Below are 13388 nucleotides of genomic sequence, written 5' to 3'. Positions count from 1 at the left end.
ATTGAGCAGAATGCACGCCGACAGGGCACTCGAGGGAAGGTGGGATTGGCACAATGCCAAGCACGCACAGAGCGGATCAGATCGACGCCCGGCTACTGCTCGCGCTCGCCGAGTCGCCGCGGGCCACGACCATTGCCCTGGCAGACCGGATAGGACTCTCGCGCAACACCGTTCAGGCCCGGATGGGCAAGCTCGACGACTCGCACGCGCTGCGCTCCTTCGAGCGCCGCATCGACCCGGCGATCCTCGGTTATCCGCTGCAGGCATACATCTTGACCAACGTCACCCAGCGCAAGCTGGCCAGTGTCGGGGCCGCTCTCGACGGCATTCCCGAGGTGCTCGAGGTCCTCGGCCTCAGCGGTGTCGCGGATCTGCTCATCCACGTCGCCGTCCGGGACGCCGACGACCTGTATCGAGTGGCCGGGGACATCCTCGGGATCAAGGGGATCAAACGCACCACCACCGCGCTGGTCATGCGGGAGATGGTGGACTACCGGATCACCCCGCTGGTCGAAAAGCTCACCGACTGACACCGGTCGATCCGCGCCCAGACCTGCATCGACCCGGTGTTATAACATGCCTTGCACGTGGTGACAGCGATGACAACGAGACGGAGATGGTCGTGACAACGAGCACGAGAAACCCGCAACCGCTGGTGCGGGCCCTGACTCCGACCTCCGTTCCCGAACAGGTCGCCAAGGAAATCCGGCGCTCGATCCTCTCCGGCGAACTCCGTCCGGGCCAAACCTTCTCGCTGCGGGAGATCTCCGGCCAGCTCGGGGTGAGCTTCATCCCGGTCCGGGAAGCACTCAAAGAGCTCGAAGCGCAGGGTCTGGTGGTGACCCGCCCCGGGAAAAGCGCTATGGTCGCCCCGCTTTCGCACGAGGACCTGCACGGAATCTATCGGCTACGCCGCCAACTCGAACCGGAAATCGCCGGCCGCGCCTGCAAACTGCTCGACGACGCGGACCTGCGTCGCCTCGAGAACTACGTGGCCATGTTCGGCGACGAGAGCCTCGACCTCGACGACATTTACCAGGCGCACCACGCCTTCCACTACGAACTGCTCCGGCCCGCCGTCACCGCCTGGGACCTGCGCGTGCTCGACGGCCTGTGGCACGCCGCCGAACGGTATATCCGCCTGGCGTTCTCGGGTCGCGAGGCCGAACCGGACGAACACGAGCGGCGGGGACACGTGCATGCGGACATCCTCACCGTCGTGCGCACCCGCAATATGAGGAAGGTCGCCGCGGCGACCCGGCAGCACCTCGACGACAACGAACAGATCGCGCTTCGGGCGCTCGACCCGATCGCGCCCTGAACACCGCCGCCTCGGCGCATGTTCACGTCGGCTCTGCGGCCGCCGAGGCACCGGCCCCGGCGGCCTGCCCTCAGGTGAGCGTGGAGGTGCCGGCGCGGTGGTCTTGGAACCGCTGCGCATAGTCGATGTACCAGTCGAGGGCGGCGGTGTCGGCGACGGTGGCGCGGTTGATCGCGGTCTCCGCAGACACTCCCTGGATCAGCTTCTTGACGGGAATCTCGAGCCGCTTACCGGTGCGGGTGATGGGAATAGCCGGGACGTCGATGATCTCGTCCGGCACGTGCCGGGGAGAGGCCTCTCGGCGGATGGTGCTGCGAATCTTCTCCACCAGGGCGTCGTCGAGGTCGTATCCGGCGCGCAGGACCACGAACAGCGGCATGTGATAGCCCCCGTTGGGCAGTTCGGCGCCGATCACCAGCGCCTCGGCGATCTCCGGCAGCGCTTCGACGGCCTGATAGATATCCGCCGATCCCATCCGGACCCCGCCGCGGTTGATCGTCGAATCCGACCGCCCGTGGACCACGCAGCCGCCGTCGGCTTCCATGGTGATCCAGTCTCCGTGCCGCCACACCCCGGGGTAGACCTCGAAATAGGCGTCCCGGTATCGGTTTCCGTCCGGGTCGTTCCAGAAGTAGATCGGCATCGACGGCATCGGTGCGGTGATCACCATTTCCCCCACCTCACCGATCACGGACCGGCCGTTCTCGTCCCACGCCTGCACGTCGACGCCCAGGTAGGGGCCCTGAAGTTCGCCGGTGCGGACCGGGCTCAGCGGGTTGGCTCCGATGAATCCGGTGGCGACGTCGGTGCCGCCACTGTCCGAGCCCAAATGAACATCCGGGCTGACCGTGTCGTAGATCCACCGCCAGGTGCTGTCCGGCAGCGGCGAACCGGTCGACATGATCGACCGCAACCCCGACAGATCGAAATCGGTGCCGGGCTGGGTGCCGGCCTTCTCGCACAGCGTCAGATAGGCGGCACCGGTGCCGAACCGGGTGGCCCCGTACCGGGCGCAGATCTCGAATTGGTGGTCGGGCCGCCCGAAAGTGGGGCTGCCGTCGTAGGTGATCACGGTGACACCGGGGGCCATGCAGTTGACGAGCATGTTCCACACCACCCAGGCGGTGCTGGCGGCGATGAACACCCGATCGGTGGGGCCGAGGTCGTAGTGCAGGGCGTTGGCCTTGAGGGCTTCGAGCAGGATTCCGCCGTGTGAGTGCACGATCCCCTTGGGAAGGCCGGTGGTGCCGGAACTGTAGAGAATCCACAGCGGATGATCGAACGGCACCCGCTCGTACTCGGGTGCGGCGTCCCCGACGACGAGCTCGGCGTAGTGAGCGATGCTCGGCCGATTCGTCCCGGTGACGGGCAGGCCGAGGTTGTCGACCATGATGGCGTGCCGCACCGTCGGCAGCTGGTCCAGCAGGGCGGCGAAGACGTCTCGGCGGTCGATGCGTTTACCGTTGAACTGGTAGCCGTCCACCCCGATCAGCACGGTCGGCTCGATCTGCGCGAACCGGTCGACCATGCCTTTGACACCGAAATCTGGTGCGCAACAAGACCACACCGCACCGACGCTGGCGGCGGCCAGCACCGCGACGACGGTGGGCGCGATGTTCGGCAGCATCGCCGCGATCCGGTCTCCGGGCCGCACGCCGATGTTCCGGAAGTGGGCGGCGAGGTTGGCGACCTGCGCAACCAGCTCGGCCCGCGAGAGTTCCCCGGTGGTGCCGGTTTCGTCGACCGAAATGATCGCGGGCCCGGCCTGATCCGTGTGGCGGAGCAGGTTTTCGGCCCAATTCAGCCGGGTGCCGGGGAACCATCGTGCGCCGGGCATCTGGGGGTCGGCGAGCACCGTGTGCGGTGGCGCCGAGGCGATGACGTCGAAGTACTCCCAGATCGAGAGCCAGAACCTCTCGAGGTCGCCGATCGACCAGCACCACAGAGAGTCGAAGTCGGTGGTGGAGACGTTCTTCTCGGTCGCGAGCCAGCGTTGGTACCGGCTCATGTTCGAGGCGAAGACCCGCTCGGGTGGTGGGGTCCACAACACTTCACGTCCTGGCGCGGTCATTGTTGGTGCGTCCTTTCCGGCTCCCCCCCCGCCACGGGCAGAGGTGGTGTCGTGGTCTGCCCGTGGCGGGAGGGTTTCGTGCGGTGGTGTCAGCGGGAGAGCACGGTGCCGAGGGCCCGGGTGAGCTCGTCTGCGGGGTCGGCGGCGGCGCCGGCGGCGCGCCAGGCGACGTGGTTGTCCGGGCGGACCAGGATCGCCCCGGTGTCGTCGATCTGGCGGAGTTCACTCCAGCGGCCGGTGGGGTCGGTGTAGTCGGTGCCGGCGCCGATCTGGGCGACCTTGATCTGAATACCGAACTTGTCGTTGGCCAGCAGGGCGGCGTCGGACCAGGCGGCTCCGTCTGCTGCGGTGATGAGCACGAAGTGCGCGTTGTTGCCGGTGAGGTCGTGGGTGGAGATCTGCCGGCCGTCGTGCTCGAGCCAGGCGTGGGGCAGGCGGTGCCCGGGGCGCGTGGTGGGGTGGTAGTTGTGCCCCATCGGGTCGCGCGGCGGTGCCTCGGTGCCGTCCGGGACGAGGGCCCCGTCGCGGTAGGCGAAGCCGATTTCGAGGTCGTGGGCCTGGAATTCGGTGCGCTGGGTACTGATCACCTCGGCGGCGCGGGCGCGGCGGGTTTCGCCCATCGGGGTGTCGGAGAAGTAGTCCCGGAACACCTGGACCTGGGCTTCGAGGGGCTGGCCGGGGATCAGGCCGAGGCCGGCGTCGACGACCATGTGGTTGAGGAAGGTGAACATGGCCCAGTCGACGTTGCGCATGCCGACGAGGCGGCGTTCGGGCTCGTAGGTGTCGAGCAGGGCGGGGGCGGCGTCACCCTTGATCACCGCGGCCAGCTTCCAGGCCAGGTTGTGGGCGTCCTGGATGGCGGTGTTCAGGCCCAGACCGGTGGTGGGCGGGTGTCGGTGGGCTGCGTCGCCGGCGAGGAAGATCCGGCCGACCTGGTACTTGTCGGCGAGCACCCCTTCGAGGATCCAGTGGCTGACCTTGTGGATCTTCAATTCGAGGTCGGGGAGTTTGAGCAGCTCGCGCAGCCGCGGAACGATGGCTTCTTCGTCGAACCGGGCCGGGTCGTCGGGGCGGAAGGTGAAGTGCAGGACGAATTCTTCCGAGTGCTTGCCCCACGTGGGGCCCATGGCGGCCATGGCGCCGCTGTTCCAGGATCCGGCGCCCTCGGGGTTGAGCAGCCAGGTGATCAGGACGTCGTCCTCCCACCACTGCGACAGGTCGGCGGTGAAGTGGGTGCTGACCATGTCGAGGATCCCGGTGGGGCCCTCCATTTTCACACCGAGTTCGGGTCCGACGGTCTTGCCGCCGTCGGCGGCGACCATGTACCGGGCGTGGACGGTGTAGGTCTCCTGGGTGTCGCGGTTCAGGACGACGGCGTGGATTCCGTTCTCGTCCTGCTCGAACGAGACGAGTTCGCGGCCGAAGTGGATCGAGTCCGGTGCCCGCTTCTCGGCGTGCTCACGCAGGAGGGGCTCGAGCCGGATCTGCGGGTAGTTAGTGGACGGGCACGGGCTGTCGACCGCGTATGCGCTTTCGAGGCGTCCACCGCCGAACGATTCGAGGGTGTACAGGGTGCGCCCGTCCAGTTCGCCGTCGCCGCCGAGGGAGGTGACCCACCGGGTCTTGCCCATGTTCTTCGGCGGGGTGCCCACCGCGTAGATCGAGTCCGCGACCCCGACCTGGCGCAGCACCTCCATGGTGCGCTGGTTGAGGTAGTGGGCCTTGGGCAGGTGGGAGGTGCTGGTGTGCCGCTCGATGAGGTGGTGGTCGATGCCGTGCTCGGACAGCAGGATCGAGGTGGTCAATCCACACCCGCCTCCGCCGACGATGAGGACGGGAACGGTGATCTCAGACATGGCTGGTGCTCCTGGAAACAGTGGTGAGTGGGTGTGGGCGGTTGGTGGCGGCGAAACGGTGCCGCATCTCGCCGATGGTGTCGGCGCGGCTGACGAGTTCGTCGTCGATACCGATGAGCCGTTTCGGATCGCGGGTGAAGCCGATACCCGACGGGGTGCCGGTAAAAATGAGGTCGCCGGGGCGCAGCGGCACGATCGACGACAGATAGGACACGAGGACCGGGATCGGGAAAATCAGGTGCCGGGTGCGCGAGTTCTGCATCACCTCGCCCGACAGGACCGTGCTGACCTCGATGTCGTCCGGGTTCTCGAATTCATCCGGGGTAACCAGCACCGGCCCGATCGGGGCGAAACCGGCGAACGACTTGCCGAGCGCGAACTGCTGCGGTGGGGGACCGGACAACTGAAGCTCCCGCTCGGACAAATCCTGACCGAGGGTCAGCCCGGCCACATACTCCCAGCCCTCGGAAACGGGAACGTGTCGGGCTTCCTTACCGATGACCGCCACGAGTTCGACCTCGAAATCCACCGACCCGCCGGGGTGTTCGATGGTGGCGTAGGGCCCGGTGATCGAGGCCGGGAACTTGGTGAACACGAACGGCGCGTCGGGCAGGGTCAGCCCGGATTCCTCGACGTGGTCGGCATAGTTCACGCCGACGGCGAAGATCTGACCCGGCCGGGGAACCGGGGCGCCCAGCTCCGACTCCACCACCGGTGCCCCGTCGGTGAAGTCCACCGTGGCCGCCCATGAGGTGAACTCGTCCCACCGGTCGAAAATCTGCTGGGGTTCGGCGGAAAAGCGGCCCCCGCTGGCTGTCTCGACGTCGACGGCGACGCCGTCCGCCACTACCTGGAGCCGACCGGCTTGGTTTGCCACACGCATGAGATGTCCTTCGGAGAGAGGAAGTGCTGATCTGTCGGGCCGAGCGTGAGCTCGGGTGCGGTCAGCTGGTCAACGCTGCCATCGGGTCGGGCAGGTCCGGGCTCGTCTGCAGGGCCCAGGAGTGGGTGGTGATCTCCGAAACCGGGATGCCCTGGACCAGTGCTTGCCGCATCAGTTCCGGGACGAACGACACCCCGACCGGGTTGTTGGCGTACTCCGGGCCGTTCATGTAAGCCGTCGCCTCGTCCGGGGTGGTGAAGTTGTCGATCTGCAGCTCGACGAAGTTGCCGTCCGGATCCTGGTAGTACAGCGACGTCGTCACCCCGTGCTGGATCGGCACCTTCGGCTCAATCCCCTTCTCCTTGAGCGAGTCGTACCGATCGAGCAGATCGTCGAGGGTGTCGAAGGTGTAGGCGGTGTGGTGCATGCCCGCCGCACCCGGATTGCGCGGTTCGAGCTGCACCGGGGCACCGAGCAGCGCGACCCGGTGGTGTTCCTCGTCGAAGGTGATGAAGCACAATCCGTGCCCTTCGTAGACCACGTGCGCATCCAGCACGGTGCAATACCAATCGCGCATCTCCTCGAACCGGCTCGTCTGCAGCACGACGTGCGCGAACTTAGGGGTGGCGGTCATCGTTGACTCCTTCGATACCGATCACGGTCGGGTGACCGGGAGGGATGTGTGAGACCCGGGTTCGAAATGTCGTTCCACAGCTAGGGTGGATTCCTACCCGGAGCTATATTTGATAACAGCTCGCGTTGCCGCGAGCACCCTGCAGAGACCATTGCTGTGGTCCCCGTCACGTTGTTGTCTCCCCATTTCACGAGATTCCATCGCGGATGGCTAGTGGCTGGGGAACAGGAACTTCGAGGGAAATTGGTTTACAGCCCAATTTGGGTGATGTGTGGGCTGTAGCGTTGACGTGGTCGGAAAGGATGTCGGGTGCCGCACTGGACTGGTGAACTATCGGGAGCGCGGGCCCGGCAACCGGAGCTCGAGTGGCTCAGCCCGGACGCCGAACGCGTTCGCGCCGCCCTCGGCGACGGCGCGGTGACCTGGGCGGTTGAAGTGGGCCAAGACATTGCCGCCACGATCTCGCGGAAAGTTCCCGCAGTGGACGACGGAGCGCCACCCCTGGACGCGATTCGGCGAGCAACCACGGCGACCGTGTTCCGGGCACTGACGCTGGTCGCGGGTATCGGCGAATCGGAATCTACTCTGGCCAGTGCCGAGGTGGAGGACATCGCCCGCGATTTCGCCCGCCGAGGCATGGAGCTCGACGATCTGCTCCGGACCATCCGCGTCGGGTACGCCGTGCTGGCGGCCGCACTTCTCGACGCGGCGACCCGGCTGCTGCCGCCGAGTGAGAGCAGCGGCGAGCTGCGCCGCATCTCCGTGCTGCTTTTCGAGGTGCTCGACGACTTCACCGGGGTGGCCGCCGCGGCCTTCCTCGAGGAGCAGAGCGCATGGGCGGCGGGGGTCTCGGCGGCCCGGCTCGACCTCGTCACCAAGATCATCGCCGCGGACCCCATCGAACCCGCCCACGCCGAACAGGTCCTCGGCTATCCCCTCGGCGGCCATCACGTCGCCCTCATCGCCTGGAGCGGCCCGCACTCGAACCACGACCTCCGGACCGTCGTCGACCCGGTGCTGCGGCATTGGGGAACACCGACAGCATCACTGGTGATCCCCGTCGGTCTCCAGGCGATCTGGGCGTGGGGGGCGATCACCCCGGACCCGACCCGCGCCCTGACCTCCTCCCTACCCGACTTCGTTGACACCTTCGTCGTCGCCGGCCAACTCGGCTCCGGGATGAAAGGATTCCGCAGAAGCCACCTCGAAGCGCGGGCCGTCGAGCGGCTGGTTCGCCTGCGGGTAGGTCATCCACCCACCACCACCGGTCACGAGCACATCGGCCTGGAAGTGCTCCTGCTCGCCGACCCGGAAGCCGCAGTGCAGTTCGCCTCCCGTCTGCTCGGCCCGCTCGCCGGCGACGACCCCCGGATGGCCGACCTGCGGTCGACCCTGAGCCTCTATCTCGACATGGACCACAGCCTGTCCAAAGTCGCGTCGGCAGAGCACATCTCCAAGAACACGGTGACCTATCGAGTGCAGAAGGCCTTGAGCCTGTGTACGCCTTCGGATGGGTCGACTACGGACCTGCGTGCCGCGCTCCGCATTTATGAGTGGCTTAAAGACGCCCCCATCGCTCAGTGGTAGCGACCGTAGGCCGATAGCCCGAATCCCCGGCTGGTCCAGAAACCAAAGTTGGCGACAACGCTGGGCTCTGCAGTAGTGCGAACTGGGTCACTGATGCGGTCTACTTGTGGTGTAGGACACACCAGCTCCTGGTGATCGAGAGGCCGACAGGCCGAACACGAACTCCGTCCAGCCGCGGGGAATCGCGGTGAGAACCGCAGTCGACAGAAGGAAGTCTTTCGATGCACACCCCCTCGAGTCCTGTCCAGGAAACGTTCAAGGACGTGATGGCACACGTGGCCACTCCTGTCGCCGTCGTGACCTCCATGGACGGCGGCCTGCCCTTCGGCACCACGGTCAGCGCCTTCACCTCTTTGTCGATGACACCACCGATGGTCCTGGTCTCCCTGGACCGCGGATCGGAGACGCTCGAACTGATAACGGCATCGAAGAAGTTCGGGTTGAACGTGTTGGGTAGCGACCAGCAAGGCACCGCGCTGAAGTTCGCGAAGAAGGGCGGAATAGGCAAGTTCCATGGCGTGCGGTGGGACGTCGACCACGAACTTCCCCGAATCGCCGGCGCCGCCGGCTGGATCGCCTGTCACGTCGAGCAGTTTGTCGAGGGCGGCGACCATGTGGTCGTGCTCGGCAACGTCGTTGCGGCAGAGAACAATTACAGCGAGCCGCTCACCTATCACCGCCGCGTATTCGGCACGCACTCGGCGCTCGAACCCGCATAGCACTGCCAGGCCTCGATTACGCCGCGGCTAGAGCAACTCGACAGCAGCACCGAATTATTCTGCAAAGGAAGGCACGCCATGACGACCTTGTTAGCGCCCCGCGCCTCGCACCATCGGTCATGGTCGACACTCGCAGCCGGTAGTGGCACACTCGCCGACGGCGAGCTGATCATCCTGAGCCATCACCGCCGCGTGGTGCTCGTGGGGTGCGCCGGCGCCGTGACCACCGAGCAGATGGCCTTCCTGATCCGCCACACCACCGGATTTGTGCAGGTGGCACTGCATGAACGTGTCTGTGACCGTCTCGTCCTGCCGGAAGCGACCCCCAGGGTTCGGGCCATCTCCACACTCGGCCACGGCCAATGTGTCACCGTCGACGCCGCTGCCGGTATTACCACCGGAATCTCCGGCGCTGACCGGGCGCGCACGGCCCGCATCCTTGCCGACCCGGCCACGGAGCCAGACGATCTCACCCGGCCCGGGCACCTGGTCCCGGTGCGCGTGACACCCACGGAGTTCCGGATCCGCGCGACCACCGCGTCCCTTGCCCTCACACTCACCGACACGGCTGAACCCCCGTACTCGGGCGCGGTGTTCGCCGACCTCGACGGCATCGCCGACCCGACCAGCGTCGGCGATCGACACGACGCCGAAATCCTCGCCGGCCGGTACGGACTGACACTCGTCGCCGGCCCGAACCTGAAGGGCAACGTTCGCTGATACCCCCCGCGGTGCCGCACGCGACACGCACACCCGAACCAACCAGAATCCGCACACCCCAGGCGCGGTTTCCGCACGCCCGGAGCTGGGCCGATCTACACCCCCACAGCCACGAACAGTTACTTTCACACACCGGAGGAAACAATGGACATCACCCGCACCGAACTCATGGACCGGGTGCACGCCCTGGTACCGGCCTTCGCCGAACGCGCCCAGAAGACCGAGGAGAACCGTGCTCCCCTCGACGAGACGATCACCGACCTCATCGACTCGGGAATCCTGGCCACGCTGACCCCGAAGGAGTACGGCGGACTCGAACTCGGACTCGACGTCGCCGCCGAGATCGTCCGCACCATCAGCGCCGCCTGCCCGTCGACCGGCTGGGTCACCTCCTTCTACATCGGAGCGGCCTGGCGGGTGAACATATTCACCGAACAGGCGCAACGAGAAGTGTTCGCCGACAAGCCCTACACCCTCACCGCTGGTACCGCGGCCCCGCTCGGTCAGGTGCAGAAGGTCGACGGCGGCTACCGCATCACCGGGCAGACGGCCTGGAACTCCGGTTCGGTGCACGCGGAATGGTTCACCTTCGCCGGTGTCGTGTTCGAGGAGGGCAGCGCCCCCACCCCGTTGTGGTTCCTGGTGCCTCGTGAGGACGTCAAGATCCTCGACACCTGGTACATCGCCGGCATGTCCGGGACCGGCAGCAACGACATCAGCGTCGACGACGTCTTTGTCCCGGACTACCGCACCGGGCCGTTCGCCCTCGCCCTCGCCGGTACCGCTCCCGGGCAGCTGATCCATCCCAACCCCATGTACCACCTGCCGTTCCTGCCGTTCGCGATGGCCGAGGTCACCCCGGTCGTCGTCGGTGCCCTGCGCGGTGCGGCGGACGCGTTCGTCCAGCGCACCCGGGACCGGCAGGGAACCATCAGCCAGGAGAAGGCCTCCGGCAAGCAGGCCGCCCAGATGCGGCTCGGCCGGGCGCTCGCCGCGGCGGACGCCGCCGAAACACTCCTCGACGCCTTCTTCGAACGCCTCACCGCCCAGCGACCCGAGCAGTCCGACCCCCGCGATCGTGCCGAAATGAAGCTGAAGGCAGCATATCTGGCGGACCTGGCCCGCAACGCCCTCAACGACATGGTGCGCGGAATTGGCGGCGACGGGTATCGGAGCTCGGCACCGATCCAGCGGTTCTTCCGTGACCTGTCCGTGCTGTCGGTGCACGCCTTCCTCGACATCGACACGGCCTCGGAAACCATCGGCCGGTTCACCCTCGACCTTCCGGTATCCGATCCGCTCCTCTGACCGGCTGCGGCTACGTCCTCACCTCCCGAGCCTCGGCCGCGGATCGCCCGCGGCCGAGGCTCGGACGGCAACCGAGTAACCGCGCAGGTACCCAGGTCCCGTTCCCGCGGCACCACCGTCGGAACTCGGGACCCTATGGCCACAAATGATGCGACCACCGAGCAGTCCGTAGCGGCACGTCGGTGAATCGACATCGTCAGCTCAGGATCAGGAGAGAAGCATTGGTGAGCAGTAACGCGACGATCGAATGCCTCGACGACGCAGCCAGAGCCCTGCTGTTCGGCGGCGCACGAACGGTCAACAACTTCGCCCCGACCCCGGTCAACGATGACGAACTCGCCCAGATCTGGGAAATGACCCGCTGGGCGCCCACGGCAGCGAACTCCCAGCCGATGCGCGCGCAATTCGTGCGCACCGACGACGCCCGCCGCCGACTGCTCGCACACCTCGACGAGGGTAACCGTGAGAAGACGGCGTCAGCGCCCGTCACCGCAATTGTTGCGGTCGACAGCGAATTTCACGAGCACCTTCCCCGCCTGCTGCCCATCCGGCCACAGCTCCGTGATGTCTTCGCGGACAACGACGCGCTGCGCGAGCGCACCGGCAACTTCAACGGTGCCCTGCAGGCGGGGTACTTCATCCTCGCCATCCGTGCCGCCGGCCTGGCGGCCGGGCCGATGGCAGGCTTCGACCCGGCAGGAATAGACGCGGAATTCTTGTCCGGAACCTCCTGGAGGTCCATCCTGGTCGTCAACATCGGACATCCCGGCGAGAACCCGTTTTTCGAGCGTCTCCCCAGACTCGACCCCTCAGAGACCGTGCGCTGGGCCTGAGGGCTGTAGACCGCTCTCCGATCGTTCCCATATCGAGTCCAGATCGATCCCCACAGTGCGGGGGCATCCCGTCACATCACCAGAGAAAGAGAGTTCGCGATGACCGCAGTCACGACCGAGGTCGAGACCACCCGTAAACTTCTCGAAGCCGCCGACACCGACATCGCCGCGTTCTTCGACTACTTCTCCGACGACTGCGTCTTCCGGATGGGCAACAACGCCCCCGTCATCGGAAAGAGCGCCATCCAAACCTGGGTAGCGCAGTACCTGAACTCGGTGGTGTCGATGCGCCACGAGATCATCGAAGAATGGTCAGAGGGAAACGTCACCGCGCTCCGGGTCGAGGTCACCTACACCTTGCAGAACGGTGAATCCTTCACCCTTCCCGCCGTCACGCGCACCCGCGTCGAGCACAACAAGGTGACCGAGTATCTGATCTTCATGGACCCCAGCCCCGTTGCCTGGGGCACCTCGCGATAGCAGCGCCCAAGTCGGACCGCGGGCCCAATGGGTGAACACGACAAGCTCTGACTTGTTGAATCACCTGTGGATGCGATTGGGATCTGCAGTCTCGTAGCGTCCAGGGTGTCGATCGGCGCAGGCACTATGCCACCATTTTTGAGGTTGGCTCACTAATAGCGCGCCATGCCGGTCGACACCCGCCCTGCGGTGTGGCTCGACAGAGGCGTGAACGAGATCTTCAAGTCAGGATGCTCACCGCAGGCACGTTCGACTTCGCCTACAGAAGGAGTACTGCCAGGTGGTCATCATCGGAATCGACCCGCACAAGTCGTCATTCACCGCAGTTGCCGTCAACCGCAGCGGCGCCACCGTTGGGTCCCGTCGGTTCGTGGTCAATGCAGGCACCGCCACTGCGTTGGTGAAATGGTGCCGCCGGGACTTGGCCAAGGACGTGCTTGCCGACCTCCGGCGCATCGATTCGAGCATCAAAGCCAACGAAGCTCAGATGCGCGATGCAGTCGCCGCCACGACGACGACTCTGCAGAAAGTTCACGGAATCAACACCGTCAGTGCCGCCAAACTCCTCGGCCACATCCGGGACATCACCCGATTCCCCTCTGCCGACCCCTTCGCCGGCTACACCGGCACCGCTCTTCTCGCCGCGTCGAGCGGCGAGAACACACGCCACCGGCTCAACACCGGTGGCAATCGTCAACTCAATTCAGTGCTGCACACCATCGCCGTCTGCCGAGCCCGCGACCCGGGGCCCGGCCGCGTCTATTACCAGCGCAAACTCGACGAGGGCAAGACACGAGCCGAAGCCCGGCGAGCACTCAAACGCCGCCTTGCGAACGTCCTCTATCGCCGGATGCGCAGGGACCAACAACACGCACCACCTACGGCTGCTTGACACGCGGAGGCGCTATTGGGTGAACACCCCGAGGAGGGGTGTTCACCTATGGCGAGCAATGGTGCGGGCCTTGGTAGCTCCCAA

13 protein-coding genes are annotated in these 13388 nt (G+C 66.0%); 9 read left to right on the top strand and 4 right to left on the bottom strand.

The window, feature by feature from the left end; genetic code table 11:
* Window positions 1–53: 53 nt before the first annotated feature.
* Window positions 54–530 (top strand): Lrp/AsnC family transcriptional regulator, encoded by a 477-nt coding sequence (locus DTA22_RS03450; protein ID WP_112298492.1) that lies wholly within the window; start codon window positions 54–56, stop codon window positions 528–530.
* 86 nt (window positions 531–616) lie between these two features.
* A complete protein-coding gene (locus tag DTA22_RS03445) occupies window positions 617–1321 on the top strand; it encodes a GntR family transcriptional regulator (RefSeq protein ID WP_112298491.1) in 705 nt (234 codons plus the stop codon).
* Window positions 1322–1391: 70 nt separating this feature from the next.
* On the opposite strand, the gene DTA22_RS03440 is transcribed toward DTA22_RS03445, so the two are convergent.
* The 4 genes from DTA22_RS03440 to DTA22_RS03425 form a co-directional block, all read right to left on the bottom strand.
* Window positions 1392–3392: an acetoacetate--CoA ligase gene (locus tag DTA22_RS03440; RefSeq protein WP_112298490.1), complete on the bottom strand. Its 2001-nt coding sequence runs from the start codon at window positions 3390–3392 to the stop codon at window positions 1392–1394.
* 89 nt (window positions 3393–3481) lie between these two features.
* Window positions 3482–5248, bottom strand: coding sequence for an FAD-dependent oxidoreductase (locus DTA22_RS03435; protein ID WP_112298489.1), 1767 nt, complete (start codon window positions 5246–5248; stop codon window positions 3482–3484).
* Window positions 5241–6131, bottom strand: a complete 891-nt coding sequence (locus DTA22_RS03430; RefSeq protein ID WP_037227241.1) for a fumarylacetoacetate hydrolase family protein — start codon at window positions 6129–6131, stop codon at window positions 5241–5243. Before DTA22_RS03430 ends, DTA22_RS03435 begins: the two co-directional genes overlap by 8 nt.
* A gap of 61 nt (window positions 6132–6192) precedes the next feature.
* Entirely contained in the window at window positions 6193–6765 is a 573-nt protein-coding gene (locus DTA22_RS03425) for a VOC family protein (protein ID WP_037227239.1), read from the bottom strand.
* 309 nt (window positions 6766–7074) lie between these two features.
* Here DTA22_RS03425 and DTA22_RS03420 point away from each other — a divergent pair, with 309 nt between their 5' ends.
* The 7 genes from DTA22_RS03420 (at window position 7075) to DTA22_RS03390 (ending at window position 13304) form a co-directional block, all read left to right on the top strand.
* A complete protein-coding gene (locus DTA22_RS03420; RefSeq protein WP_112298488.1) occupies window positions 7075–8352 on the top strand; it encodes a PucR family transcriptional regulator in 1278 nt (425 codons plus the stop codon).
* 221 nt (window positions 8353–8573) lie between these two features.
* Window positions 8574–9071 carry a flavin reductase family protein gene (locus DTA22_RS03415; protein WP_112298487.1) on the top strand — a complete coding sequence of 166 codons (498 nt, stop codon included), beginning with the start codon at window positions 8574–8576 and terminating at the stop codon, window positions 9069–9071.
* Between the two features lie 78 nt (window positions 9072–9149).
* Complete coding sequence (locus tag DTA22_RS03410) at window positions 9150–9791, top strand: 3,4-dihydroxy-2-butanone-4-phosphate synthase (protein WP_112298486.1); 642 nt, start codon at window positions 9150–9152, stop codon at window positions 9789–9791.
* A 144-nt stretch (window positions 9792–9935) separates the two neighbouring features.
* A complete protein-coding gene (locus DTA22_RS03405; RefSeq protein WP_112298485.1) occupies window positions 9936–11099 on the top strand; it encodes an acyl-CoA dehydrogenase family protein in 1164 nt (387 codons plus the stop codon).
* Window positions 11100–11320: 221 nt separating this feature from the next.
* Window positions 11321–11932 carry a malonic semialdehyde reductase gene (locus tag DTA22_RS03400; RefSeq protein WP_112298484.1) on the top strand — a complete coding sequence of 204 codons (612 nt, stop codon included), beginning with the start codon at window positions 11321–11323 and terminating at the stop codon, window positions 11930–11932.
* Window positions 11933–12031: 99 nt separating this feature from the next.
* Complete coding sequence (locus tag DTA22_RS03395; RefSeq protein WP_112298483.1) at window positions 12032–12412, top strand: nuclear transport factor 2 family protein; 381 nt, start codon at window positions 12032–12034, stop codon at window positions 12410–12412.
* A gap of 280 nt (window positions 12413–12692) precedes the next feature.
* The gene (locus DTA22_RS03390) at window positions 12693–13304 is read left to right on the top strand and encodes a transposase (protein WP_112298482.1); all 612 of its coding nucleotides are present in this window, start codon (window positions 12693–12695) and stop codon (window positions 13302–13304) included.
* Window positions 13305–13388: the final 84 nt, after the last annotated feature.

The sequence above is a fragment of the Rhodococcus wratislaviensis genome, from assembly GCF_900455735.1.
Taxonomy (GTDB): domain Bacteria; phylum Actinomycetota; class Actinomycetes; order Mycobacteriales; family Mycobacteriaceae; genus Rhodococcus_F; species Rhodococcus_F wratislaviensis.
Note: the sequence above shows the minus strand (reverse complement) of the source record. Positions and strands in the feature narration are given on the sequence as shown.